The sequence below is a fragment of the Spongorhabdus nitratireducens genome (assembly GCA_947387575.1).
In the GTDB taxonomy this organism is placed as follows: Bacteria; Pseudomonadota; Gammaproteobacteria; order Pseudomonadales; family Endozoicomonadaceae; genus CANDOC01.
Map to the genome: position 1 here is coordinate 157,251 of CANDOC010000008.1, position 24,927 is coordinate 182,177.

General features: G+C 48.5%; 23 protein-coding genes. 14 read left to right on the forward strand and 9 right to left on the reverse strand.

What is annotated here, in order from left to right:
- The first annotated feature begins 86 nt into the window (after positions 1-86).
- A complete protein-coding gene (locus ACYZZ0_RS15535) occupies positions 87-935 on the forward strand; it encodes a hypothetical protein (RefSeq protein WP_461537558.1) in 849 nt (282 codons plus the stop codon).
- On the opposite strand, the gene arsJ is transcribed toward ACYZZ0_RS15535, so the two are convergent.
- The 5 genes from arsJ to ACYZZ0_RS15560 all read right to left on the reverse strand — a co-directional run bounded on the left by arsJ (position 925) and on the right by ACYZZ0_RS15560 (position 6,103).
- The gene (gene arsJ, locus ACYZZ0_RS15540) at positions 925-2,142 is read right to left on the reverse strand and encodes an organoarsenical effux MFS transporter ArsJ (protein ID WP_461537559.1); all 1,218 of its coding nucleotides are present in this window, start codon (positions 2,140-2,142) and stop codon (positions 925-927) included. The two genes, ACYZZ0_RS15535 and arsJ, sit on opposite strands and share 11 nt — an antisense overlap.
- 31 nt (positions 2,143-2,173) lie before the next feature.
- Positions 2,174-3,169, reverse strand: coding sequence for an ArsJ-associated glyceraldehyde-3-phosphate dehydrogenase (locus ACYZZ0_RS15545; RefSeq protein WP_461537560.1), 996 nt, complete (start codon positions 3,167-3,169; stop codon positions 2,174-2,176).
- 265 nt (positions 3,170-3,434) lie between these two features.
- Complete coding sequence (locus ACYZZ0_RS15550; RefSeq protein WP_461537561.1) at positions 3,435-4,475, reverse strand: OmpA family protein; 1,041 nt, start codon at positions 4,473-4,475, stop codon at positions 3,435-3,437.
- Positions 4,476-4,659: 184 nt separating this feature from the next.
- Positions 4,660-5,454: a metalloregulator ArsR/SmtB family transcription factor gene (locus ACYZZ0_RS15555; RefSeq protein WP_461537562.1), complete on the reverse strand. Its 795-nt coding sequence runs from the start codon at positions 5,452-5,454 to the stop codon at positions 4,660-4,662.
- A 175-nt stretch (positions 5,455-5,629) separates the two neighbouring features.
- Positions 5,630-6,103, reverse strand: a complete 474-nt coding sequence (locus ACYZZ0_RS15560) for a phasin family protein (protein ID WP_461537563.1) — start codon at positions 6,101-6,103, stop codon at positions 5,630-5,632.
- Positions 6,104-6,320: 217 nt separating this feature from the next.
- On the opposite strand from ACYZZ0_RS15560, the gene ACYZZ0_RS15565 reads away from it, so the two are divergent.
- From ACYZZ0_RS15565 to ACYZZ0_RS15575, 3 genes are read left to right on the forward strand one after another with little or no spacing between them, the layout of a single operon-like run.
- Positions 6,321-7,205 carry an ion transporter gene (locus ACYZZ0_RS15565; RefSeq protein WP_461537564.1) on the forward strand — a complete coding sequence of 295 codons (885 nt, stop codon included), beginning with the start codon at positions 6,321-6,323 and terminating at the stop codon, positions 7,203-7,205.
- 37 nt (positions 7,206-7,242) lie between these two features.
- Positions 7,243-8,550 (forward strand): ADP-ribosylglycohydrolase family protein, encoded by a 1,308-nt coding sequence (locus tag ACYZZ0_RS15570; protein ID WP_461537565.1) that lies wholly within the window; start codon positions 7,243-7,245, stop codon positions 8,548-8,550.
- A 9-nt stretch (positions 8,551-8,559) separates the two neighbouring features.
- Entirely contained in the window at positions 8,560-8,871 is a 312-nt protein-coding gene (locus tag ACYZZ0_RS15575; RefSeq protein ID WP_461537566.1) for a hypothetical protein, read from the forward strand.
- Between the two features lie 76 nt (positions 8,872-8,947).
- On the opposite strand, the gene ilvA is transcribed toward ACYZZ0_RS15575, so the two are convergent.
- Both ilvA and ACYZZ0_RS15585 read right to left on the reverse strand, forming a co-directional pair.
- Complete coding sequence (gene ilvA / locus ACYZZ0_RS15580) at positions 8,948-10,462, reverse strand: threonine ammonia-lyase, biosynthetic (RefSeq protein ID WP_461537567.1); 1,515 nt, start codon at positions 10,460-10,462, stop codon at positions 8,948-8,950.
- Between the two features lie 205 nt (positions 10,463-10,667).
- Positions 10,668-13,283, reverse strand: a complete 2,616-nt coding sequence (locus ACYZZ0_RS15585) for a pyridoxal phosphate-dependent decarboxylase family protein (protein ID WP_461537568.1) — start codon at positions 13,281-13,283, stop codon at positions 10,668-10,670.
- A 199-nt stretch (positions 13,284-13,482) separates the two neighbouring features.
- On the opposite strand from ACYZZ0_RS15585, the gene rpiA reads away from it, so the two are divergent.
- The 3 genes from rpiA (at position 13,483) to ACYZZ0_RS15600 (ending at position 16,620) form a co-directional block, all read left to right on the forward strand.
- The gene (gene rpiA / locus ACYZZ0_RS15590; protein ID WP_461537569.1) at positions 13,483-14,154 is read left to right on the forward strand and encodes a ribose-5-phosphate isomerase RpiA; all 672 of its coding nucleotides are present in this window, start codon (positions 13,483-13,485) and stop codon (positions 14,152-14,154) included.
- 296 nt (positions 14,155-14,450) lie between these two features.
- Positions 14,451-15,566 (forward strand): branched-chain amino acid ABC transporter substrate-binding protein, encoded by a 1,116-nt coding sequence (locus ACYZZ0_RS15595; RefSeq protein ID WP_461537570.1) that lies wholly within the window; start codon positions 14,451-14,453, stop codon positions 15,564-15,566.
- A gap of 160 nt (positions 15,567-15,726) precedes the next feature.
- A complete protein-coding gene (locus tag ACYZZ0_RS15600; protein WP_461537571.1) occupies positions 15,727-16,620 on the forward strand; it encodes an aspartoacylase in 894 nt (297 codons plus the stop codon).
- A 36-nt stretch (positions 16,621-16,656) separates the two neighbouring features.
- Here ACYZZ0_RS15600 and ACYZZ0_RS15605 read toward each other — a convergent pair whose 3' ends face one another.
- A complete protein-coding gene (locus tag ACYZZ0_RS15605; RefSeq protein ID WP_461537573.1) occupies positions 16,657-17,205 on the reverse strand; it encodes a hypothetical protein in 549 nt (182 codons plus the stop codon).
- 199 nt (positions 17,206-17,404) lie between these two features.
- Here ACYZZ0_RS15605 and livH point away from each other — a divergent pair, with 199 nt between their 5' ends.
- The 6 genes from livH to ACYZZ0_RS15635 all read left to right on the forward strand — a co-directional run bounded on the left by livH (position 17,405) and on the right by ACYZZ0_RS15635 (position 22,616).
- Positions 17,405-18,331, forward strand: a complete 927-nt coding sequence (gene livH, locus ACYZZ0_RS15610) for a high-affinity branched-chain amino acid ABC transporter permease LivH (protein WP_461537574.1) — start codon at positions 17,405-17,407, stop codon at positions 18,329-18,331.
- Positions 18,332-18,342: 11 nt separating this feature from the next.
- Complete coding sequence (locus ACYZZ0_RS15615) at positions 18,343-19,692, forward strand: high-affinity branched-chain amino acid ABC transporter permease LivM (RefSeq protein ID WP_461537575.1); 1,350 nt, start codon at positions 18,343-18,345, stop codon at positions 19,690-19,692.
- A 1-nt stretch (position 19,693) separates the two neighbouring features.
- Positions 19,694-20,461, forward strand: a complete 768-nt coding sequence (livG, locus tag ACYZZ0_RS15620) for a high-affinity branched-chain amino acid ABC transporter ATP-binding protein LivG (protein WP_461537576.1) — start codon at positions 19,694-19,696, stop codon at positions 20,459-20,461.
- Positions 20,462-20,517: 56 nt separating this feature from the next.
- Positions 20,518-21,219 (forward strand): ABC transporter ATP-binding protein, encoded by a 702-nt coding sequence (locus ACYZZ0_RS15625; RefSeq protein WP_461537677.1) that lies wholly within the window; start codon positions 20,518-20,520, stop codon positions 21,217-21,219.
- Between the two features lie 48 nt (positions 21,220-21,267).
- Positions 21,268-21,876 carry an HAD family hydrolase gene (locus ACYZZ0_RS15630; RefSeq protein ID WP_461537577.1) on the forward strand — a complete coding sequence of 203 codons (609 nt, stop codon included), beginning with the start codon at positions 21,268-21,270 and terminating at the stop codon, positions 21,874-21,876.
- 143 nt (positions 21,877-22,019) lie between these two features.
- Positions 22,020-22,616 (forward strand): AAA family ATPase, encoded by a 597-nt coding sequence (locus ACYZZ0_RS15635; protein ID WP_461537578.1) that lies wholly within the window; start codon positions 22,020-22,022, stop codon positions 22,614-22,616.
- A 4-nt stretch (positions 22,617-22,620) separates the two neighbouring features.
- On the opposite strand, the gene ACYZZ0_RS15640 is transcribed toward ACYZZ0_RS15635, so the two are convergent.
- A complete protein-coding gene (locus ACYZZ0_RS15640; RefSeq protein ID WP_461537579.1) occupies positions 22,621-23,283 on the reverse strand; it encodes a pyridoxamine 5'-phosphate oxidase family protein in 663 nt (220 codons plus the stop codon).
- 102 nt (positions 23,284-23,385) lie between these two features.
- Between ACYZZ0_RS15640 and pdxR the strand changes: the two genes are divergently transcribed.
- A complete protein-coding gene (pdxR, locus tag ACYZZ0_RS15645; protein WP_461537580.1) occupies positions 23,386-24,888 on the forward strand; it encodes a MocR-like pyridoxine biosynthesis transcription factor PdxR in 1,503 nt (500 codons plus the stop codon).
- The last annotated feature ends 39 nt before the right edge of the window (positions 24,889-24,927 follow it).

Below are 24,927 nucleotides of genomic sequence, written 5' to 3' on the forward strand. Positions count from 1 at the left end.
AATAAATAACACTATACGATAGTGATACAGGTTCGACTATATTCGCTTGTATTCAGGTTCTGCTGATATCAGCCCGGTGCTTGTCGATGGTCGCTCTCATCACTGCCAGCTGTGGCCAGACCAGCCAGTTATTTCCTTCAGGATTTTACTCCTCTGAAGCCTGTACCTTCATTACAGCCTGCACCCTGTACCGAGCCATTACCGGAAAGGTAACTATCAGTCGTGAAGGTCTTGGCGCACTGGTCACTTCAGGTGTTCTGGCCTGTCGCCAGTGGAAGACAGCACACAGTACATCCCGCTTCAGACAAATGCAGTTTCAGGCCTTCTCCTGGTTCGGGCTTGAGCGCGTCAACTTTGAATTGAGTATCAGTGCTCCGGCGACCGCGGCTCCTCAGGCAAGCTTTGAATCCAGCATTATGAGCACTATGTCTTTAATGGATGATGATATTGCCGCTGCTGCAGGTGATACCGACCGGTTTCAGGAGTTTATGACGGTGGATCCGGGATCACAGCAAAATTTGTTACAACTGCTGCAACGGGGCAGTGGTCTGGAGGAGATTTACCTGGGTGAGTGGCCTGGCCGCCATGCGATTTCCGTAGCTTATAAAAACCCCGGAGCCTGCTCTCTGATTTCCGCTATTACCGGTGGCAACAGCCATATTACCAGCCTGTTCCCAACCAGCAGTGGCGGCTGGTGTTATTTTAATTCCAAAGGGCAATCCCGCAGCTTCAAGGGATATGCCTTACAGGCTCTGAATTCAGAGGCCGATCTGGCAGAACTGGTCGACAATCTTGTTGGAGCCGAAGCACGCCGACACAGAGTCTGTAACGCCATTATCTATGTATGGAAATTGCCCGTTACTGAAAATCCGGATCAGGATTTCGACCAAATAAGCAATCCTGATCACCTGGAGCGAAGTTTTGTCATGTGTTAGCACTCGCCCGATCTGCAGGGAGCCAAAGCGAGATAACACAGGCCAGCAGCACAAAAACACAGGATACCCACAGGCAAGCTTCCAACCCTGCCAACTGGAACAACCAGCCAGACAGTATTGTGCCCATCAACCGTCCCATCGCATTGGCCATATAGTAGAAGCCAACATCCAGAGAAACAGCATCACCCCGGGCATAGCTGACAATCAGAAAGGAATGCAGTGAAGAGTTCACAGCAAATATCGCCCCGAAAACCAGCAGTCCGACAACAATCGTCAGCTGGGGGTACCACTCAAACTGAACTCCGGTTGCCACCAGCGCAGTAATTACTGTCAAAAGAAAAGCCCATACGACAGCACCGTTTTTCCCGCTCTGCTCACCGGTAATACGAGGAGCAATGCTTTGTACCACCCCATACCCGATTACCCACAGCGCAAGAAATCCGCCTACTTCGGCATGGCTCCAGCCAAACATCGCCCCCAGATAGATTGGCAAAGCCACTACAAACCATACATCCCGCGCACCAAATAAAAACAGACGGGCAGCAGACAGAATATTAATGGAACGGCTTTTGGAAAAAATCTGGCTGAACTTGGGTTTGAACTTTGAGCGCCCCATCTCTTTATCCAGCTTTGCCAGACTCAATAACAGCACAGCGACCAGTACTACAGCCATCGCAAGTACCGCCAGTTGAAAACCCAGCAGAGATAACAAAGCGCCACCGATAAAGAAGCCAAATCCTTTCAAGGCATTCTTCGAACCCGTGAGAATGGCTACCCACTTATAAAGCGTGCCTTCCTGACCACCTTTGACCAGTAATTTGATGGAGCTTTTGGCACTCATCTTGTTCAGGTCTTTGGCAATCCCGGACAGTGCCTGGGCCGCCATAACCCAGGGTACGGTCAACAGGGAAGCCGGCACAGCCAGCATCCCCAGCGCCAGAATCTGCATCGCAAGTCCCATATTCATGGTGCGATTCAGCCCCAGCCGTGCTCCGAACCAACCACCGACCAGATTGGTGACCACGCCGAAGAACTCATAGAACAGAAACAGCATGGCCACTTCAAGCGGACTGTATCCCAACTGATGAAAATACAGCACCACCAGCATCCGCAATGCGCCGTCGGTGATGGTGAAGTTCCAGTAGTTAAAGGTTACCAGCAGATATTGCCGAACCTGACGGTCCAGCTGATTCAGAGCAGCAAACATTGATCCGGCTTCCTATATTAACGGACCAGCATTAACCGACCAGTCGGGCCAGATCCAGAGTACGGCAGGCGTACCCCATTTCATTGTCGTACCAGGCATAGATTTTCACCATTCGACCCTCGACTACCATAGTGGACAGTGCATCCACAATCGAAGAACGTCTGTCACTGCGGTAATCAATAGAAACCAGAGGACGCTCTTCATAACCCAGGACACCAGCCAGTTCTCCTTCAGCTGCCTCTTTCAAGAGTTCATTCACTTCTTCTGCAGTGGTATCGCGCTGCACATCAAACACCATGTCGGTGATAGAAGCGTTGGCAAGAGGAACCCGGACCGCATGTCCATTCAGCTTGCCGGTCAATTCCGGGAAGATTGCTGTAATCGCCTTGGCTGAGCCGGTTGTGGTCGGAATCAGTGACATGCCACAGGCCCGTGCCCGGCGCAGATCCTTGTGTGGTGCATCGAGAATAGTCTGGGTATTGGTCAGATCGTGAATAGTTGTCATTGAACCACGGTCGATACCCAGTTTTTCCTGGATCACTTTAACGACGGGAGCCATACAGTTTGTAGTGCAGGAAGCAGCAGTCACAATGTCGTGTTTTTCAGCGTCATAGAGATGATGATTCACCCCCATCACTACATTCAGCACAGATTCGTCTTTTACCGGTGCGGATACCACAACTTTTTTAACGCCTTGTTGCAGGTATTGATCCAGCAGCTTTCTGATTTTGTGGACACCGGTCGCTTCAATTACGACATCACAGTCAGACCAGTCAACCTTGCCAATTTCCCGTTCGTGAGTGCACTGAACCGTTTGACCATCAATAACAACCGTTGAATCAGTTGATTCCACACTCTTGTCCCACTGACCATGCACAGAATCAAACTGCAGCAGGTGAGCCAGCGTTTTTGGATCACCTGCAACATCATTGATTCGAGCGACACTGAATTCTTTATCAGTGAAAGCTTCACGCATTACCAGTCGTCCAATACGACCAAAGCCATTAATTCCGATTTTAATCGTCATGGTGCTATTACTCCCGCTGTGACAAACAGCCCTTTAACTTGATTGACCCAATAAACTCAAACTGACAGACAAAGGGCTGTGAAAATTTTTGATGAGAGTATAGCTGCACGAAAAACAAATATATACGTATATTCGTATATATTTGTTTTCAAGATCTCTTGCCAAATATCAAGGGACGTCAGAAACGCTGGCTGAAGTTATAACTAAAAGAAGCCCGCACACCTTAGGTATGCAGGCTTCTTTCAATAGGCAGTTTTATTGCAGATTACAGAATTACTGCGATAACACGACGGTTATCCTGACGACCTTCGCGGGTACCGTTATCTGCCAGAGGCTGTTCTTCACCAAAGCCGACAGCATCAATACGGCTGCCATCAATACCATAGTCACTGATCAGCATCTGTCGTACAGAGTCTACCCGCTTCTGGGACAGACGCTTGTTGTACGCTGCAGGACCGGTACTGTCAGTGTGTCCTTCCAGACGGATTCGAACATCCTGATGACGCTTCAGGAAATCACCCATGGCGGCAATACGGCTGACCGCTTCGGAACGAATAACCGCAGAGTCGAAGTCGAATTCAACCTGCAGGTCAATCTTCTCGGCCGGTGCACAGCCCAGCTCATTGACGACAACGCCCGGAGCGGTGTCAGGGCACTGGTCCTTACTGTCGATAACACCATCGTTATCAGAATCCAACGGCTGTTTTACCGGCTCGGGAGCAGGAGCAGGCGCTGGTGCCGGAGCTGGCTGTTGTGCCGGCTTGCCCGGAGTACCAAAAGTCCAGGTCAGGGCAACATTCAGCATACTTTCAGTTTGATGGTAGTCCAGACTGCGAACAGCCCGAACATCACCACGCAGAGACAGGTATGGAGAAAGCGCTGTACGCAAACCAATACCGCCATTCACGCGGGTATCATCCCGGTCCTTGCCATGCTGAACCGCTTCATCAATTTCACCGATACCGGCAACGATGTAAGGTGTCAGGCCATCAGACCAGGGTGACAGGTCATAAAAGCCATCAAGACGGTAGTTTTTGACCCGAACATCATTGCTGCTGTTTTTCAGGTCAGTCTTTTTTTCGGAATACACAGCTTCGAGGCTGTAACGATCATTAAAGCGATAACCCAGCCCCAGCTGAGGTGCAAGAGCGTTATCAATACCACGCTGACTGTCGTAATCGTTATAGGCACCACCAATGGAAAGGGTAACGCCTTTATCAACAACTTCTTCAGCAATGGCTGTTCCACTGACAGCGGCTGCAACAGCAACACTGATCAGTGTGCGCGTGACCAAACGCACTTTCATAATAGTCCCCTCAATTCGTCTTTTTCTTGTGTGTGCTCAAAAGCCATAGGAAGCATCGTTATTCAGCCCTGAAAACGACGCTTTTATGACAAGTAATGTGTTGAGACAGTTTCGAATCTTAAGGGATCAAACATTTGTTATAAAGTGATAATCTCACACTTATGCAGGTATCATGCAAAAGTTGTCATACTGATGCCGGTTGTTTTTGTTCCAGCTTCGGTTTTTGTTCCAATTTCGGCTTATGCTCCAATTTCGACAACGCTTTTATTTTCAGTCGTTTTTTTTCTGAATTGATATATCCCGGTTGTCCCATGCGCACGGTTTGCAATACTTGCGCCGCCCACAATGGCAAATCATCAGCCAGTCTGTAAAACATTTGTTGTCCCTGTCGTCTTACATCCAAAACTTTCAGACTTCTCATTTGAGCCAGGTGGCGTGATATCTTGGGCTGGATTTCCTGCATGACGTCTGCAAGATCAGAAACGCAGAGTTCCTTTTCATCTTCAATCAGCATCAGAATACGCAGACGGGTATTGTCACTGAGAATTTTAAAGAATTCGGTGGGTATCGACGGATTTAATGTTTCAGCACCGGTATTAAGTTTCAGAAATAGCCTGATCCGTTCTTCCAGTTCATCTGCAGCGGCAGTAAAAGGCGCAATACCTGACAGGGGTTTTGGGTCGGTCAAATCCCAGTGCATCAGTGCCTGTGACGGTGGGTAAAGCTCACACTCATCCTTGGCTTTATCACACAGGGAAATCACATAATCAAAAGATTGCTGCGGCAGCTGCTCAATGGTTTTGCTGGAAAGCTCGCCACAGGGTATTCCCCTCTGCTCAAGCGTTTCATATACCCGGGGGTCGATCGTTTGTGGATCTGTACCGGCACTGAATACTTCAGCCGAGCCATCAGCCATATGCCGAAACATCACTTCTGCCAGCTGTGAACGGGCTGAGTTTCCCGTGCATAAAAACAACACTGAGTACAAAGCGGGTACCTGCTAGTTTCAAATTCCCGCTATGCTATCGACCCTGTAGCCTTTCAGCAATATTCCACAGACCCGGGACAGACCAGAAACAGCCTCATACCTTTTCTGTTTTGATGTTTCAGAATCAACTACCAGAGCCTGATTGCGATCAAGCTCTGGCAAAGCATCAGGATGCTGCTTTGGATTTGGCCGTCACCGCTTTGGCTATTGCAGTCTTGGCAGGAGCCGGTTTTGCTTTGGTTGAGGTTTTGCGGGCAGTGGTGACTTTAGTCGCCGCTACTTTTTTTCTGGGCGCCGGCGCCTTTTTGGTGCTGGTGCTCAGCTGGGCAATTTCTTCCCGCAGCATTTTTTCCCGGGCACTCAGGGCTTTGACGGATACAGCCAGTGCTTCAACCTGTTTAGTCAGCGCTTCAACTTCAGAGTGAGTATCCTGCAGATTTAACAGGTCCTTCACTTTGTCCAGCTGTTCCTGGAGCCGGCTTTTTGTTTGGCTTTTAATGTCATCAAGCTTGTCACTCGCTCGCTCGTTGACAGACTCCCCCTCTTCAACAAGCGCATCAAAAAACTTGAGACCTTCCTTACCCAGTTTTTCATAACGGGCATAGGTACCAAGACTGGCAAGAAATAGTTTCTCGTACATGTTTATTCCCCCTCATCATTATTATGTACGACCTGTCGCCTGCAAACTGTCCTAAAACAACATCTGCAGATAAGATAACTTTACCATCCTTTTCATATGACTTTTATGAAGTAACCGACAAATAAGCGATATTTCATGCCTCTTTTTGATCTATATCTGATCTGTTATCAAGGTTAAAATTCTATCAGGAAAGAACAAAATCTAATTAGCAGGTAGCATGCAAACCAATTCTCTTGATAACTCTCATAATAATTCTCTTAACACTTCTCCTAGCAATCCTCCTAACGAGTCTCCTGGCAAGTCGCATAACAACACGCTTCAGGCACGCTTTCAGGTAATACGCTCGAACAAGTTATTCGAGCTATTTGTTATCAGCATCATTATTTTTTCGGCGATGGTTATCGGGGTAAAAACATTCCCCATTCCGGATGCCATGAGTCGGATCATCGCCATTCTCGACTGGGGAATCACTCTGTTTTTTCTGATTGAAATTACCATTCGATTTCTGGCGGAAGAGAACAAGCGGCACTTTTTCAAATCAGGCTGGAATATCTTCGATACCATCATTGTCGTCGTCAGCCTGATTCCGGCTGAAGATACCGAGCTTGCCCTTGTCGGTCGCCTGATCAGGATTTTCCGGGTACTGCGTATGGTATCGATGATACCCGAGCTGCGCCTGCTACTGGGTGCTCTGGTCAAGGCACTGCCACAACTCGGTTACGTGATGCTACTGATGTTTATAATTTTCTATATCTATGCCGCTGTCGGCAGCACGTTTTTTTACAAGATTAATCCCGAGTTGTGGGGTGACATCGCCATCAGTATCCTGACACTGTTCAGAGTCATGACTTTCGAGGACTGGACGGATGTCATGTACGAAACAATGGAAGTGTACCCACTCAGCTGGGCCTACTATATCAGCTTTATCTTTTTCACCGCTTTCGCCTTTCTTAATATGATCATCGGTATTGTCGTCAATGTACTTGAGCAGGAAAGACAACAAATCCGGCAAGAGGAACAGGCGGACTCAGGCGAGCCATCACTGCAGGATATCCACAGGGAAATGCAGGAAATCAAAGCGCTACTGAGTCAGCAAAGATAAAATTCAAATAACCAGCCGGACATAAAATCTGGAAGTCATGATGACAGGATTAACTTCTATCTCTCCGATGGATCGAGCCAAGGGGGCATTGCTGGGACTGGCTCTGGGGGATGCGCTGGGGACAACCGTTGAATTCAGGGAACGGGGATCCTTTGAGCCATTAACCGGTCTTTGTGGTGGCGGCCCTTTTAATCTGAAATCAGGGCAATGGACTGACGATACTTCCATGATGCTTTGTCTGGCCGACAGTCTGTTGGCTACTGGCGAAAATGACCCGGATGATCAAATCAATCGCTATGTTCGCTGGCAACAGCACGGGGAAAACTCTTCTACCGGCAGCTGTTTTGATATCGGTTCCACTGTCAGCAAAGCTCTGCAACGATACACAATAACAGCCAACCCCCTGGCCGGTAGTACCGATGAATGGAGCGCAGGCAATGGTAGTCTGATGCGCATTGCTCCCATTGCCCTGTTTCATCACGCTGAACCGCTCCCTGTATTACTGGATGCTGCAGCTGTTTCCAGCCGGACAACGCACGGGGAAATTCGCTGCATTCAGGCTTGCCAGCTGTTCTGCTATTACCTGCAGAAACTACTTTGTTCACAGCAGACACCAGACAAGCAGCAGCTGCTATTTGAGTTTGGACGTGAAATGACGGCAGAGATGGCAGACTGGCATCCTGATATCAAACAGTTAGCCAACGGCCACTTAAGCGAGAAGTCTGTCGATAATATTAAAGGCAGTGGCTTTGTTGTTGAATCACTGGAAGCCGCCTTATGGTGTTTTCTGCATAGCGATAGTTTCGAGCAGGGCGCTTTAATGGCCGCCAATCTGGGTGATGATGCCGATACGACAGCAGCCATCTATGGTCAGCTGGCCGGTGCTTACTATGGTTATAGTGAACTCCCGAGCAACTGGTTATCGCAGTTATTCTGGTACAGCCATATTGAAAATATCGCGGTTATGCTGGTCAACTTTCCAGCAGAGCAGGATATTTTGACTTTTCTGAAGGCTGCACGAAAAGGCCTGAGTTATCTGGAAACAGAAGACAAAATATCAGACGAAAAGCTGGAGCTTGAATTTCTGACAGCAACAGCAAACCATGATATCTGTATTCCCGGTTTAAACTGGCTTGGATGGGTTGAAAGAAACGGAATTCGGCATATGCTGCCGAGTGAACGGATTGGCTGGATACAGAAAGCTGGACTGGGTGATTGTCTTGCATTTTTTACTGCGACAATTCAAGCAAAATGTTTTCTGCGTGGTGTCATTATTCTTTCTATTCGGCATGGTGTCATGAACCAGTTGCTGAACAGAATTGAATATCACCTGCATGATATCTGAAGTTAATAAATGAGTCTGACCGAAGAATTCTTTATTGAGAGAGATAAGGCCGCTGTACAGTTGAAGAATGACGGTTTCATGTCATTCGGAGAACTTGAAGCACTGCTTGGCATCTCTGAACGTGATCTACTGGAAGCCGGGTTGATTAGCTTCAAAAGTCCACTTTCTACCGCGGACATAGGCGCATTCACACTGACAGAATCCGGTAAAAAATATCTGATTGAAAGCTATCAGGAGCTGTATGTCAGGCCGGAAAGAGTCGACGAGTTATGTGCTCTGATGCAAGCCTCCCTGGGAACCAGAGAAGCTAAAGCCTCATAAGCTTTTGGCTTATGAGGCTGCATCAAGAGATTGACGACCTGAATTGTTATTTCTCAGCTGACTATTGCCCGGGCATCTATGCCAGAAATGCTTCGTATGCCGGGTTACCGGTTTCTTCCCGATAGTAGTAACCGATCTCGTCCAGAAATGCCTCAACATCCCGCCGCTCTCCTGTGGGTACCTGTAGCCCGACAGCCACCCGGCCATAGGCAGCACCATGGTTACGGTAGTGGAACATGGAGATATTCCAGCGCTCTCCAAGTTTGTTCAGGAAATTTAGCAAAGCACCAGGGCGCTCGGGGAATTCGAAACGGTATAACACTTCATTTTCAACGTTGGCAGCATGACCACCCACCATATGGCGAATATGCAGCTTGGCCAGCTCATTTTCGGTCAGGTCCTGAGCCTGGTAGCCTTTACTGTTAAGCTCCTCCAGCAGTTTTTCCCGTGGATCTTTCTCAGGGTGAGTCTGGACACCTACAAAGATGCTGGCACTTTCAGTACTGTGATAGCGGTAGTTGAATTCAGTAATATTGCGTCTGCCAATGGCTTCACAGAAGGCTTTAAAACTACCAGGGCGCTCAGGAATAGAGACTGACATGATGGCTTCACGCTTCTCACCCAGCTCTGCCCGTTCGGCAACATAGCGCAGTCGATCAAAGTTGATATTGGCACCACTTTCAATCGCCAGTAATGTCTGTCCTTTCACCTTATTCTGCTGCACGTACTTCTTTATTCCCGCAATTCCCAAGGCTCCTGCCGGCTCGGTTACAGATCGGGTGTCGTCAAAAGTATCCTTGATGGCTGCGCAGATCTCATCAGCATTTACAGTGATCACCTCATCGACACATTCACGACAGATGCGGAATGTTTCTTTACCAATCTGAGCTACAGCTACACCGTCAGCAAAGATACCCACATGCGGTAATATCACTCGTTCACCGGCCTCAAGCGCAGCTTTCAAACAAGCTGACTCTTCATACTCAACACCGATAATACGAATATCCGGGCGGATATATTTGATATAGGCCGAAACGCCAGCAATCAGACCGCCACCACCTACCGGAATAAAAATCGCATCCAGCGGGTCCGGGTGCTGACGCAGGATTTCCATTGCAATTGTGCCCTGACCGGCGATGGTATCCACATCATCATAGGGATGAACAAAGGTATAGCCGTTCTCATCCACCAATTTCATGGCATGAGCCAGCGCTTCATCAAAAGCATCCCCTTCCAGAACCACTTCGGCACCACGGGCCAGCACCGCCTTCACTTTAATTTCCGGTGTCGTGCGAGGCATAACGATCACAGCCTTAATACCCAACTGCTTTGCTGCCAGCGCCAGGCCCTGGGCATGATTACCTGCTGATGCAGCAATTACACCCTTCGCTTTCTCTTCCTCTGATAATCTCGCCACGCGGTTATAGGCACCACGAATCTTGAAAGAAAAAACCGGCTGCAGATCTTCGCGTTTGATCAGAATGTCGTTATTCAGACGCTGGGTCAGAAACGGGGCAACAGTAATCGGGGTTTCGACAGCCACATCATAGACGCGAGCTTCAAGGATCTTGCGGATGTACTGGTCAGGCATGGCACTTCACTGTTTTTATTGTGGCTGCTGTAAAACCGCTTCTGCATGCAGAATGGTCTTCCGTTGCCCTGTATTCTAATGAAATGCCATTAACTTTCTAGAACGGTGTACTTATAAGGTATGAGATCACTCTGAATCGATATGATAGTAAGGAAAAGGATAGATATTTAGGTTCGCATATCCATCCTTTCTTTGATGACAATATCTAGAGTACTGGCTGTACAAGAGGCCTACCCATAAAAGGTCCCAATAAAAAGGCATCCGGACGACCACAATGCGGATGCTCTAGCTCAGTGATACCCAGCAAACTATAAAGCTCCCGCTTCCAGTTCTGCTTGAAGTCTTCCACTATAGAGTCGTCAGGCTGGTTACTGGATGCACCCATTAATTGTATCGCTGTTTTGGCAAATGCCTCTTTGTTTTCACGAGATTCGAGATTTACCCCATACTTAGCCAACCCATAGAAACTGGCTGAATTAGCTTTTTCGCGGGTACCTTTTACTCTTGCATGCTCGACAGCTTTCCTCATAGATGCCTCAAAGCGCTCGACAATATTACCATTCTGGATCTGAGGCCCGGTCACACAAAAGCGAAGTACTGGCGGATTCTGACAAACAGTAAGTTGCCAGCCATCTTCATTCAGAGAGTCATTGACATGCAAAATGCTGACTCCTGACTTATCTTTTGCCTTAAAGCAAACCTGAGTGTATGGCACACCGATCACTTCCAGTTCAGGATAAGAGCCAATTATTTCTGCAAAATCTCTGGTTCTGTGATGTAACTCATAAGCCAGCATCTCATACCCTGCCTTTCCGGTTTTCAGCAATGCCATCCAGGCTGCTGTAAAGTTACCAACACAAGTACTGCCCTGCTGATTCGTTGTCAGATAAAATCCACCCGGCCAGTCATGCTCTACAAAAGCCAAAGCATCTTTTAGCATTTTCGTTCTGAAAAGGATGACCGAACTTCCTTTCAGCGAGTAACCATATTTATGGGTATCAATTGAAATACTGGTTACTTCGGGAATACTGAAATCAAAAAGCGGGACTTCTGAAACAAGATCATCGTCACCCTCCTGCACACCCTCCTTCAGCTGAGCCTGTCTTATTTCCTGTAACCAGTGAAGAGGGAAACCGCCCAGACAGCCATCAACATGCAGGAAAAGCCCAAACTCTCTAGCCAAATCAGCCAGAGCACTGATGTTATCTACGACACCATGCGGGTAACTGAATGCCGAGCCAACAATCAGAATAGTGCTGTGGTTAATTTTTGCACGCACATCATCAGTATCCACCTTGAAGGTTGTCTTATCCACTTCAGCATAAATCAGATCCATACCACAAGCTTCAGCACCCTTACGAAAAGCGGGGTGTGCTGTTCTGGGAACAATAACTTCAAACCGCTTTATTCCCTTATAGCGAGGACTTCTTGTTGCAACGTTCCTGCAAGCGAGCAAGGCGGCTTTGATGCTATCTGTTCCTCCTGGCGTGATAACACCTGACGGACGTGAACTAAACAAGTCTTGATCAAAGCCAACCCCAAGATCACCTTCACCTGTTGGATCTGTCACCACGACCTTTGCAGGCTCATCAGAGCTTTCTTCATCACTGTCTTCAGAGACAACTTTTTTAGGCTGTACGGGCATATTGGGCGCATGCAGCATGTTCAGCAGCATATTGACAACCTGATCTTCAAAATAGGCACCACTGACATTCAGATGACGCTGAATCAAGTTGGTATGAGCAAAACAGGTGAAGCCCTCACCCAAAAACCTGTAGTGCGCTAAATCTCCACTGTAGATTGACCCCGAAATCAGTCCTTCAACCCATTCTTTGTTTTCTTCTGATGCAAGTAACTTCACCGTTTCCAGGATAGTTTTGGCAGGTATTCCCTCTCTAGGAATATCATCAAAGCTGGGGAACAAAGAGCCTGGAAAGTAACCATAATAGTAGGATGCCACAGCACGCTGTATAAGCCGTGAAAACCCCCAAGTGCCTTTTTTCCTAAACTCGTCATTCAGTGACATTCCCCTTAAAGGCAGAGCTTTTGCCTTTAATTTATCAAACATTTCAGATTTTCTAAGAACCGTGGACATTTCGGTCAAGGCTGCCTGAGCTTCCTGTACCCGTGGGACATCAGCCAGATGCACAAACAGCTCCACAGGATAACTACTATCATTAGGCTTGAATCGGATGACAATAGCAGAGAACATGTCCGCTTTTTGATCAGGTAATAAACGGCCGGGAACACAAATCGCTTGCTCATCAGCACCACGAATCAAAAGCTGTCTGAAGTCAACTTTGTTTCTTGGAATATCAGAACAGTAAAAATGAGCCATTGATTTTGAAGAGGGAACTGTGACATCCAGATATCCATCACTGGATGAGCGAGAGGATTGCTGTAAACAGGATGCCTTCATCCTGTCCGGCAACAATAACGTGCTTAAATCAGATTCAGAATCTACACCAATAACAACGACTTCCACTCGCCCCTTGTATCTGACAGGTCCAGTGCACTTTTCTTCTGACTTGGATGATAAGCAAATAAATCCGACACCATTTCTGTTAGAGTGCTTATAAGCTTCTGTCTCCAAGTAGCCCTTTTCTTCCTTGAACAGTTTCAATTCAAGCTTTTCATCTCCAGACACTGTTTCAATATGATGATTTTCAACAATGTTGCCATCATCTAACTTCTGCTCGACTGTAACTTTCACTCCATCAGGAAGAACAAAAACCATTGCCCATGATGATGAGACAGTAAACAAAGCACATAAATAGACCAACAGAAAACTACGCCAACCACACAGTTGTTTTTTTTGCATGTGATGGACTCCCGTCTAAGTGCAAAGCAGGCCGCAAAGACAGAAGCATAGACAAAACGCAGCCTGAGCGGCATCTATCCCGATAGTCGGCATAGCCACTCTAATATCTGCAGAAGAAAACAATTTTTTACTTTCTCCAGCCCGCCTCAACTCCGTTATAATCCCCGCTTTAAACACCCATACTTTTCAGGACCGCAGTATGACCCAGGACGAACTGAAGCAAGCCACTGCCCGTGCCGCTATCGAGCTGATCAAGCCTCATCTGGAAGACGATATGATTCTGGGTATCGGCACCGGCTCAACCGCCAATTTCTTTATCGATATGCTGGCCGAGCTGAAGGATGACTTTGACGGTGCAGTTGCCAGCTCTGAGGCTTCTGCCGAGCGTCTGAAAAGCCATGGTATCCCGGTCTATGACCTGAACTCTGTCAGCAACATGCGTTTCTATGTAGACGGTGCTGATGAGTCCAATGACCAGCTACACCTGATCAAAGGCGGTGGTGCAGCCCTGACCCGGGAAAAGATTGTTGCCGCCGTGGCCGAAGAGTTCATCTGCATTGCAGACGAAAGCAAGCTGGTTGGTGTTCTGGGCAAATTCCCGCTGCCGGTAGAAGTGATTCCGATGGCACGCAGCCATGTGGGTCGTGAAATCGTAAAACTGGGTGGTGATCCGGCTTACCGTGAAGGTGTTGTAACCGATAACGGCAACATTATTCTGGATGTCTGGAATATGGAAATTATCGACCCGAAAGCAACTGAAGCGGCTATCAACCAGATTACTGGTGTCGTCACAAACGGCCTGTTTGCAGCCCGTCCTGCTGACGTGCTGTTTCTGGGCACCAAAGATGGCGTGAAAACCATCAAGCCCTGATCTGTTTTACAAGCGCTTTCATAGCCTGTGAAAGCGCTTTAGCTCTTCTTGTACTACCTCTTTATCACTCCAATTCACAAAAAGATTGCACCAGGATTAAACACGACACTTTGCTTTCAAGTAAAAATACGTAGAATGAATTCAGCTGCAATAAAACAATAAACAGCTTCAGCATAATAAAAAGCCATGAGCGAAGAAGTGCAGTGTGCATCATAAGGGATATTGATTGCTGCATTTTCCGGCAACAGCCTTCGCAGTAGGGAACGCAATAATAACAACACCAAGTGAGTGCGCTTATGATCAAAACATTCCACAAGACCCTGGCCGGTTTTGGTGCTGCTTTAACCCTGACCGCTGGTATGGTCCAGGCCGACACCATCAAGATTGCACTGGCAGGGCCTGAATCCGGGCCGGTTTCCCAGTATGGCACCATGCAGTTTATCGGTGCTGAAATGGCGGTTGAACAGATCAACAAGAACGGTGGTGTGAACGGCAAAAAGCTGGAAGCTATCCGGTTTGATGATGCCTGCGACCCGAAACAGGCTGTTGCGGTTGCCAACAAAATCGTCAATGAAGATATTCGCTTTGTGGTGGGGCATCTGTGCTCCTCATCTACCCAGCCGGCTTCCGATATCTATGAGGAAGAGGGCATTCTGATGATTACCGCGGCTTCCACCAGCCCGGACATCACCTCCCGCGGTTATGAAATGATCTTCCGTACCATTGGCCTCGACAGCCTGCAAGGCCCGACTGCCGGCCGTTATATTGCCCAGAGCATCAAGCCCAAGCGTATGGCTGTTGTCCACGACAAGCAGCAGTACGGTGAAGGTATTGCCACCGCTGTTAAAGAAACCGTCGAAAAAGCCGGCATCGATGTAGTGCTGTTTGAAGGTGTCACTGCAGGCGATAAGGACTTCTCCGCTCTGATCGCCAAACTGAAGAAAGAAGATGTCGACTTCGTTTACTACGGCGGCTACCACCCGGAGCTGGGTCTGATTCTGCGTCAGAGTGCTGACCAGAAGCTGGATGCCAAGTTTATGGGCCCGGAAGGTGTCGGCAACAAGGACATCTCTGCCATTGCCGGCAAAGCCTCTGAAGGTCTGCTGGTAACCCTGCCCAAGAGCTTTGATCAGGATCCCGCCAACAAGGCGCTGGTTGATGCTTTCCAGGCAAAAGAACAGGATGCCACCGGCCCGTTTGTATTCCCTTCATACTCTGCGGTACAGGTTATGGCCGACAGTATGAAACTGGCTAAAAGCGAAGATCCGACAGAAATCGCTGCTACCCTGCGCAGCGCCTCTTTCTCGACTCCGACAGGCTCTCTGGCTTTTGACAAAAAGGGTGATCTGAAAGACTTCAACTTTGTGGTCTACGAATGGCACTCTGATGGCTCAAAAACACCATTAAATTAATAAAAATGGTTAATTAGCCTCATACAAGCGGCAGATACTATTCATGGTATTTGCCGCTTTTGCGTTATTGGAACCAGCATCTATGCTGCCAGAAAACTGACGATCAAATTTCCCAAGCAAAATGGATTCTGCTGAGCAGAAAACAGAGGCGGTCTTTTAAATGATAAAGAATATATCCATTGTCGGTGGAACCCACGGTAATGAGTTTCTTGGACCGTATCTGATTCACAAACTGCAAAACCAAAAGACCTTCGCTGCCAGCTCAATTCCTGTCGATTTTCTGCTAGCCAATCCGGAAGCCCATAAAAAGTCAGTCCGGTTTATCGATTCCGATCTGAACCGCTCTTTTTCTGACGAGATTTTACAAACGCAGGATGTTGATAGTTACACAACTGGTTATACCGATAGCTATGAACATCAGCGGGCGCGGGAAATAAATGATCTGCTCGGACCAAAACCTGTAGATGACCGTTTTATCATCGATCTTCACAGCACTACGTCGAACATGGGTATGACACTGATTGTACGTGAAGGCCAACTGTTGAATTTACAGGCAGCAGCTTTTGTCCAGCAGACATACCCGGAAGTTCGCATTATTGTCAGTGACTCACAACGGGCAAACGGTGTCCTGAACAGTATTTCCCATTTTGGCCTGGCTATCGAAGTCGGCCCTATTCCTAACGGTGTGATACGACAGGATTTGTTTGATATGACGGAGCAGGTTATTCACAAGCTAGTGGAATTTCTGCAGCTGTCGTCTGAACAACAAACTAGCATCACTTCTGATGAACTGACTGTTTATCAATCCATCGAGAAAATCCCTTACCCCGCAGGCAGTTCAGGAAATATCAATGCAATGGTTCATCAGAACCTACAGGACCGGGATTTTGAGTATCTAAAACCCGGCGACCTGTCTTTCTATACGTTTGAGGGCGAAGAGTTACCCCATACAGGGCAAGCCGGCTTTCCAATTTTTATTAATGAAGCGGCTTATTATTATGAAAAGGTCGCTTATGTTATGACCCGGAAACAAAGCCTCAAGCTGATTCAGTGATACTCAGCAGCAACCTTTATTGCTCATAACTGTTCTCTATTTACCCTTTCGTCGAGACTGGGCCTTGCCGGACGATAGATCATAGGCCCAGGTTTTCTTTATTCCGGTAGGCATCCCCTCAACCATCTCATCATAATTGCAACCCCACATGGACATTCGGGTATAAGCCAGATAAAAGGTTTCAACGAAACTGTCTCCCCGCAAGTCATAGTTCAGGTTAATTATCCGGCAACCAAAAATATCCACATTAAAAAAAGGGCAAATGGCTTTCTCTCCGGAGTTCATGGTTAACAACCGGCACTTATAAAAGCAGCACTCAAAGCCTTTTTTTCCCGGCATCAGCAGATAAGAAAGGATATTTTCCGAGGCTTCATCCCGCTGGCGTACGACCTTTAGTGGCGTAAATCTCAGATGAGCTGCGTCCTGATTGGGAAGATTGCCGATCTGCATTCCGATCGGGCGCATGATTCTGAAATCCAGTGACTCTATGGGCAGCAAACTACCCTCAGCCTTGAATCCGGCAAAGGTGACATGAGGCTGCACTTTGAGCTCAAGATCGGGTATTGCCAGAAACAGTGAAGCCATGGCACCGCAATACACTGAAATGATTCATAAAAATCAAAGTAGTCGACAGCCGCAAGTTTCGCTACAGACCTATACGTACCAATACGGATCAAGTATGCTTCGATCTGAGCAGGCAGCTCACCGTTGCTACCAATAAAAAAATATTCGTCACGGTACGTCTAAAAGACGGCCAGAACGGAAATACTAAAAGCAGTACAATATGCCAGAATCAGCCTACTACTTTATCCAGCAGTTGCTGAACGGGCTCACCGTCGGCAGCACCTACGCACTTATCGCCATAGGCTACAGCCTGGTCTACGGCATCATCGGAATGATCAATTTTGCGCATGGCGAGATCTATATGATCGGCAGCTATGTAGCGTTTATTGTGATGGCCGGGCTGGCCATGATCGGTATCGACAGCGTCACTTTGATGCTGCTCGGCGCTTTTCTGGTCAGCATTATTATCACCAGCACCTATGGCTGGAGTATCGAACGAATCGCCTATCGTCCGTTACGGGGCGGAAATCGTCTGATTCCGTTGATATCCGCTATCGGTATGTCCATCTTCCTGCAGAACTATGTTCGACTGGCTCAGGGCAGCAAAGATATTGCAATGCCTAGCCTGATTACCGGTGGCTGGACGATTGGTCCTGCTGACGGCTTTAGCGCAACCTTGTCGTACATGCAGGTGCTGATATTTGTTGTCACCTTTATCAGCATGACGGCACTGACTTTGTTCATCTCACGCTCACGGATGGGGCGCGCTTGCCGAGCCTGCGCTGAAGATCAGGGTATGACCAACCTGCTGGGTATCAACACCAACGGCATTATTGCCCTGACATTTGTGCTGGGCGCTGCACTCGCAGCAGTGGCCGGTGTACTGCTGGGCATGTACTACGGCGTTATCAATCCCTACATCGGCTTTATGGCCGGACTCAAGGCATTCACCGCCGCAGTACTGGGCGGCATCGGCAGTATTCCCGGAGCAGTGCTGGGTGGTTTGATCCTTGGCATAACAGAAGCCTTTACTGCCGGCTACTTCAGCACGGAATATAAAGACGTTGTCGCTTTCTCCCTGCTGGTACTGATTCTGCTGTTCAAACCAACCGGTTTGCTCGGCAAGCCTGAAGTTGAAAAAGTGTAGGAGTGTGGCGCATGAAAACACGTTTCTTCAACGCCATTGCGGCTACCTTTGTCTTGTTACTGCTGACGTCCATGCTGTTGGGCCTGACGCTGGAATCAAACGGCACTGAACTTGTTATTCAGGTTGCTGAGGGCACCCGGTTATCCTGGATAATCAGCGGTGCAGTGATTGTCTTCCTGTTTCAGTTTTTTCGGAATGAGATATCTCAAGGCTGGCAAAACACCCGCTCATCTATGGGCAATGCTGTACCCACCAGTATTTCCGAGAAAGTAAAGACAACTTCTCAGCTATCCGGCTTGAAGACCACTGCACTCTGCTTTCTGGTTGCCGGCCTGATGATCTGGCCATTCTTTGCCTCCAGAGGTTCTGTCGACCTGGCAACCCTGACCCTGATCTACATTATGCTGGGACTGGGCCTGAATATAGTGGTCGGTTTGGCCGGCCTGCTGGATCTGGGTTATGTCGGTTTCTATGCCGTAGGTGCCTACAGCTATGCCTTGCTGAATATGTATTTCGGCATCGATTTCTGGACCGGTTTGCTGGCAGGTGGTCTGCTGGCTGCATTCTTTGGCTTTATTCTCGGCTTTCCGGTATTGCGACTCCGTGGAGACTATCTGGCCATTGTTACCCTCGGCTTCGGTGAGATTATCCGGATTCTGCTGAATAACTTGACCGACTTGACCGGAGGCCCGAACGGCATCAGCCAGATCCCCAAGCCAGATCTGTTCGGACTGGAGTTCTCACGCCGCGCCAAGGAAGAAGGCAATGTGCCGTTCCATGAGTTCTTTGGTATTGATTACAGCAGTGGCTACAAGGTCATTTTCCTCTACCTCGTTGCACTGTTGCTGGTTATTGCCACGGTCTTTGTAATCAATCGTCTGCTGCGTATGCCGATCGGCCGTGCCTGGGAAGCGCTGCGGGAAGATGATATTGCCTGTCAATCGCTTGGCTTGAACAAGACAGCCGTCAAACTTTCGGCGTTTACCATTGGTGCGGCCTTTGCCGGTTTTGCCGGAACCTTCTTTGCTGCACGACAGGGCTTTATCAGTCCCGAATCTTTCACCTTTATCGAGTCCGCCATCATTCTGGCGATCGTGGTACTTGGTGGTATGGGTTCCCAGATCGGTACTGTTCTGGCCGCCATTATTATGACGCTACTGCCGGAGTTTGCCCGGGAATTTAACGAATACCGGATGCTGATGTTCGGCCTGATGATGGTATTCATGATGGGTTGGCGGCCACAGGGGCTGCTACCAATGAAACGCCCCCATATTGAAGTCGAGCGCAAGCCACAGGGCGTTGTCAGCATGCAGTCAGACAACCTGACGACATCAGGCAATCAACTGGTCCGGGAGGTGTAATATGAGCCAGCCACTACTGGAAGCATCCGATCTCAATATGCGCTTCGGCGGACTGGTTGCCGTCGATAATGTTGCCCTGAGAGTTCACTCTGACGAGATTATCTCCATTATTGGACCCAACGGCGCCGGTAAAACGACAGTCTTCAACTGCCTGACCGGATTTTATAAGCCCACAGCCGGCACTATTCGCTTCAAGGGCGAAGATATTGCCGGTCTGCCCGGTCATAAAATATCCCGCAAGGGTATTGTGCGTACCTTTCAGCATGTTCGCCTGTTCAAGGATATGACCGTGCTGGAAAACTTGCTGGTTGCCCAGCACCGCCATATGAATACCAGTTTATTGGCAGGGTTGTTCAATACGCCGGGATTCCGGCGCAGTGAAGCCATGGCACTCGATAAGGCTATGCAATGGCTGGAACGGGTAAACCTGCTGGATATGGCTAACCGTAATGCCGGTAATCTGGCGTATGGTCAGCAACGTCGACTGGAAATTGCCCGCTGCATGGTGACCAGGCCGGATCTGTTGATGCTGGATGAGCCTGCAGCTGGTTTGAACCCGAAAGAAACCGAAGAGCTGGATAATCTGATCTGTGAGTTGAGAGATCATCATAAGGTCTCTGTACTGCTGATCGAGCATGATATGCAGCTGGTTATGGGCATTTCAGACCGAATCTATGTCATTAACCAGGGCCGCCCACTGGCCAGCGGTACACCGGAAAGTGTGCAAAACCATCCTGATGTTATCAAAGCCTATCTGGGAGAAACCTGATGTCTGTTGCAGCTGTAAAACCGGACCAGGCTGGTGTTTCTTCACAAAGAGCAGCAATGCTAAGCCTTGAAAACATATCGACTCACTACGGCAAAATTCAGGCGCTGGATAATGTCAGCATGGATGTCAGGCCTGGTGAAATCGTGACACTTATCGGTGCCAACGGTGCGGGTAAAACCACCCTGCTGATGACCATCTGTGGCGATCCTCATGCCACAACTGGTCGGATTATGTTTGAAGGCAAGGATATAACCCGCCTGAACACTTCCCAGATAATGCGTGATGGCATCGCCATTGTACCTGAGGGTCGTCGTGTTTTTTCACGCCTGACTGTGGAAGAAAACCTGCACATGGGCGGTTACTTCACTCCGAACGAGGCGTTTGATGAACGACTTGAGCATGTGCTCGAACTGTTTCCCCGCCTGAAAGAACGTTATCAGCAACGCAGTGGCACTATGTCTGGCGGAGAGCAACAGATGCTAGCCATTGGTCGTGCATTAATGAGCCAACCGCGACTGCTGTTTCTGGATGAACCTTCTCTGGGTCTTGCTCCTATCGTTATTCAGCAGATTTTCGAGATTATTGAAAAACTGCGGGAAGAAGGTGTCACGATCTTTCTGGTCGAACAGAATGCCAACCAGGCACTGAAACTGGCAGACCGTGGCTACGTGTTGGAAAACGGCCGGATCGTACTGCAGGATTCCGGTGCTAACCTTCTTGCGAATGAGGATGTCCGCAAAGCCTATCTTGGAGGCTAGGACGATTCCTGTCAGATATTTGATTGCTGTACTGACAATAAAAGAACAATGAAAGAATCATTAAGACAACAACTTGAAGCAGCCTCAGCCCTACTGCTGGATATGGACGGTACCCTGCTGGATTCAGAACCGCTCTATACTCAGGCCCGGGGCTGGGCAGCGGAACAGATGGGTTTTCACTACGATGACGAACTGGCCAGGATTGGCCATGGTCGCAAGTCTTCAGAGTTTCTGGATGAGCTTCGACTTCGAGCAGGAAATGACTTTGATCCGTCGCAGTTTCGTCAGCTTCAACGGCAATATCGCCGTGATAACAATGTGGATGAACTGATCCAGTTTATACCGGGAGCTGAAGCTCTTCTGGAGTGGGTCAGGGATAACAATAAACCCTCGGCGCTGGTTACTTCATCCGGTCGTACCCATGTTGACCGGATGCTTGTCCGGTTTCCTCTGCTTCAGGTGCTGAACCACACCATAACATCCGACGATGTGGCCCATAACAAGCCACATCCGGCACCTTACCTGATGGCTTGCAAGCTGTTATCGGTTTCACCCGCTACAGCCATTGCGGTAGAAGATTCCGAGCCCGGTATGCAATCTGCCCGCACCGCAGGTTGTCAGATCATTCATGTATCGGATATCAGTAACGCTTTTTAAGCATCAGGCCTCTGTAAGTACAGGGGCTCTCTTCACTGCCAGAAATAAAGCCACCTAAAAAGTCACCTAAACTGACCTCTGTTTGATCAAAAGAGTGATATGAGCACCGATGTTACTGCTTATCAATTTGAATGGTCATTAACATGCCTGTTCCTGCGCAACAGAACTTCACTGTTATCATTCTTTTCGGGTTGCCTGGCGTCGGTAAATATACCGTTGCGCAAAAGCTGGCAGAGCGGCTGAAACTGCCAAACTGGCATAATCATGCCAGTCTGGATGCAGTGACTCCGCTGTTTGCCCACGCCACTCAACCCTATTGTCGCTTACGAAACATGATCTGGTTACATGCATTTCGGCTTGCAGCGGCCCAGCAACTCAGCTTTATTCACACATTCTGTACGGAAAAATCGGTTCCAACCAACTTTCACGAACGGTTAAGACGCATAATTTTGAAAGCTGGCGGACAGGTGCATTATATCCAGCTGCACTGTCCTGAACCGATACTTGAGGAAAGGCTGGCCAATAAAGACAGGGCCAGATTCCGAAAATTGAGAGACGTACAGACATACCAACGATTAAAGCAGCAGGGCTTCTTCCATTTTGATATGCCCATAGTACCACTGATCAAGATTGATACTGCCCGGCTGGAACCGGACGCATCAGTGGAATGTATTTGTCAGGCACTAGCGAGAGAAAACCCGATTCTTTTTGGGAAAACCACAACTCCTTCTAAGTGTTAGCCTATTACTGTTCCCAACGATCTCCCCAGGCGGCACTGTAATCAGGCGCTGCTTCATTTTCGGGTGAATATTGATCGGGAATCATCTGCCCAACCTTCTGTCTTATTACCATCTCCCCCGACCAGACCGGTAAATCAATATCTTCCTTATCTTCATTAGGCCCTCCGGTGCGAACCTTGACTGAAGCTTCTTCAAGCTCAATTGAAAGTATGGTCGTGGCACGGAGTTCATTTTCAGAAGGCGGACGTACTTTATCCCAGCGCCCAGGCGCAATATGCTCCAGAAAGAGCTTGAGTGACTCATTGATTTCAGCGTCATCAGTCACCTTGCTGAATCTGCCAAAAACTACCGCTGACCGATAATTAGTGCTGTGATGAAAGGCTGATTTTGAAAGTACCATCCCGTCCAGCAAAGTTGCAGTAACACAACACTGCCCACCTTCCGTCAAAGCCTTAATCATCCTGCTGCCATTACTGCCATGGATATAGAGCCGGTTATCAACCCTCCAGCACAGCATCGGAATCACATAAGATTGCTCATCCACCGCAAATCCCACATGGGCAACATGAGCCTGATCAAAAATCTGATACAACATAGCGCGATCGAAAACAGCACGCTTTGGTCCCCGGCGAATTCTGGTTTTATCTGTTGAACCCAGTTCTTTCATGTTTTGCCCTCCTCGTTGCAGTGTGTGCATGGTGTGCATGGAAGGTTAGGTTGAATCTGGTACTCTGAAGAGAACCGGTTTTTAAAAAATAATGGAACCAGTTTGAACCCAAAAAGAATGCCACTGGCTGAAATCCGGGATATAACCCTGCAACCTGATCAACAGGTGCCGCTGTTCCAGCAGCTCTATGAAACCTTCAGGCAACGTATTCTCGATGGTCAAATGCGGGGAGGGCTTCGCCTGCCTTCGAGTCGAACCCTTGCAAAGCAGCTGGGTATTGGCCGCAATACTGTACTGGCCGCTTATGACCAGCTAACTGCTGAAGGTTATCTCCAGTCCCAGCCAGGTTCCGGAATGTTTGTAGCCGCCGAACTGCCTGAAAACTGGCATCTGGCTCCAGCAGCATGCAAGTCCAAGAAAACAGCCGAACCAGCTCTTCAGCTTTCAGGCCATCTTTCAGACTATGCCAGCCAGCTACAGCAACAAAGCATCAGCAGCCATCAGGGTAACCAGTGTTTTTGCGTCGGAATGCCTGATCTGAACGCCTTTCCGGCAAAGGTATGGAACCGGCTTGCCCAGCAAACACCTGCAGCTGGTTTTCAGCATTTAATGGGGTTCAGTGATATCACCGGTTACCTTCCTCTGCGGGAGGCCGTGGCTGATTATTTGCGAACATCCCGTGCGGTTAAATGCGAAGTAAACCAGATTGTCATTACTACCGGTGCACAGCAGGCACTGGATTTATGTGCCCGGGTTTTGCTCAATCCCGGCGATGATGCGGTTATAGAAGACCCTGGATACATGGGTGCACGCAAGGCACTGCAGGCAGCTGATGCCCGTATTCATCCCTGCCCTGTAGACCAGCACGGAATGCAAATTGATGTACTGCAGCAGATGTCTCAATCACCAAAACTGGTTTATGTGACTCCGGCGAACCAATATCCGCTGGGGTCAGTGCTTTCACTTGAAAGAAGAATGCAGTTGCTGGACTGGGCTCAGAAAAAGCAGTGCTGGGTTGTGGAAGACGACTATGACAGTGAGTATCACTATGCTCATCGGCCGCTGGCCAGCCTGCAGGGATTAGCCCGGCACCAACAGGTGATTTATATCGGCTCCTTCAGCAAGGTACTGTTCCCCTCGTTGCGCCTAGGCTATCTGGTTTTACCAGAAAGCCTGGTCGATACCTTTATCAAAGCCAAATCAGAGCATTCCGGTGAAACACCTCTTCACTCTCAAGCTGTCACTGCCAGTTTTATGCAAGAAGGACACTTTTCCCGTCATTTGAAGCGTATGCGACTGAGTTACAGTGAAAAAATGACAACTATCCTGGCGGCATGCGAAAGTCTGAAGCCCTGGTGTTCAGTCTGCTCTGGCGGCGCGGGTATGCATATCGTTCTAGAGTTTGCTGCATGGCTGCCTGAGAAAAAAATATTTGATGAGCTGCAAAAAAACCGGATTCTGAGCTCGCAGTTAAGCAGCTATTTTGTTGGAACAGACAAGAAGCAGGGACTGGTACTTGGTTTTGCCAACAGCACACCAGAGCAAATCAAAACCGGAATCGCAGGAATCAAGAAAGTACTAAGTCGTTACAGCCATCAAGCTTGAGCGCGCTATGAGGCAAATATAAAAGCAGTTTTGCTACAC

Excerpts from the sequence above, each read along its gene's own strand:
- ACYZZ0_RS15535 (WP_461537558.1), top strand. The coding sequence starts at position 87 with ATGGTCGCTCTCATCACTGCCAGCTGTGGCCAGACCAGCCAGTTATTT.
- arsJ (WP_461537559.1), bottom strand. The coding sequence starts at position 2,142 with ATGTTTGCTGCTCTGAATCAGCTGGACCGTCAGGTTCGGCAATATCTG.
- ACYZZ0_RS15545 (WP_461537560.1), bottom strand. The coding sequence starts at position 3,169 with ATGACGATTAAAATCGGAATTAATGGCTTTGGTCGTATTGGACGACTG.
- ACYZZ0_RS15550 (WP_461537561.1), bottom strand. The coding sequence starts at position 4,475 with ATGAAAGTGCGTTTGGTCACGCGCACACTGATCAGTGTTGCTGTTGCA.
- ACYZZ0_RS15560 (WP_461537563.1), bottom strand. The coding sequence starts at position 6,103 with ATGTACGAGAAACTATTTCTTGCCAGTCTTGGTACCTATGCCCGTTAT.
- ACYZZ0_RS15565 (WP_461537564.1), top strand. The coding sequence starts at position 6,321 with ATGCAAACCAATTCTCTTGATAACTCTCATAATAATTCTCTTAACACT.
- ACYZZ0_RS15570 (WP_461537565.1), top strand. The coding sequence starts at position 7,243 with ATGATGACAGGATTAACTTCTATCTCTCCGATGGATCGAGCCAAGGGG.
- ACYZZ0_RS15575 (WP_461537566.1), top strand. The coding sequence starts at position 8,560 with ATGAGTCTGACCGAAGAATTCTTTATTGAGAGAGATAAGGCCGCTGTA.
- ilvA (WP_461537567.1), bottom strand. The coding sequence starts at position 10,462 with ATGCCTGACCAGTACATCCGCAAGATCCTTGAAGCTCGCGTCTATGAT.
- ACYZZ0_RS15585 (WP_461537568.1), bottom strand. The coding sequence starts at position 13,283 with ATGCAAAAAAAACAACTGTGTGGTTGGCGTAGTTTTCTGTTGGTCTAT.
- rpiA (WP_461537569.1), top strand. The coding sequence starts at position 13,483 with ATGACCCAGGACGAACTGAAGCAAGCCACTGCCCGTGCCGCTATCGAG.
- ACYZZ0_RS15595 (WP_461537570.1), top strand. The coding sequence starts at position 14,451 with ATGATCAAAACATTCCACAAGACCCTGGCCGGTTTTGGTGCTGCTTTA.
- ACYZZ0_RS15600 (WP_461537571.1), top strand. The coding sequence starts at position 15,727 with ATGATAAAGAATATATCCATTGTCGGTGGAACCCACGGTAATGAGTTT.
- ACYZZ0_RS15605 (WP_461537573.1), bottom strand. The coding sequence starts at position 17,205 with ATGGCTTCACTGTTTCTGGCAATACCCGATCTTGAGCTCAAAGTGCAG.
- livH (WP_461537574.1), top strand. The coding sequence starts at position 17,405 with ATGCCAGAATCAGCCTACTACTTTATCCAGCAGTTGCTGAACGGGCTC.
- ACYZZ0_RS15615 (WP_461537575.1), top strand. The coding sequence starts at position 18,343 with ATGAAAACACGTTTCTTCAACGCCATTGCGGCTACCTTTGTCTTGTTA.
- livG (WP_461537576.1), top strand. The coding sequence starts at position 19,694 with ATGAGCCAGCCACTACTGGAAGCATCCGATCTCAATATGCGCTTCGGC.
- ACYZZ0_RS15625 (WP_461537677.1), top strand. The coding sequence starts at position 20,518 with ATGCTAAGCCTTGAAAACATATCGACTCACTACGGCAAAATTCAGGCG.
- ACYZZ0_RS15630 (WP_461537577.1), top strand. The coding sequence starts at position 21,268 with ATGAAAGAATCATTAAGACAACAACTTGAAGCAGCCTCAGCCCTACTG.
- ACYZZ0_RS15635 (WP_461537578.1), top strand. The coding sequence starts at position 22,020 with ATGCCTGTTCCTGCGCAACAGAACTTCACTGTTATCATTCTTTTCGGG.
- ACYZZ0_RS15640 (WP_461537579.1), bottom strand. The coding sequence starts at position 23,283 with ATGAAAGAACTGGGTTCAACAGATAAAACCAGAATTCGCCGGGGACCA.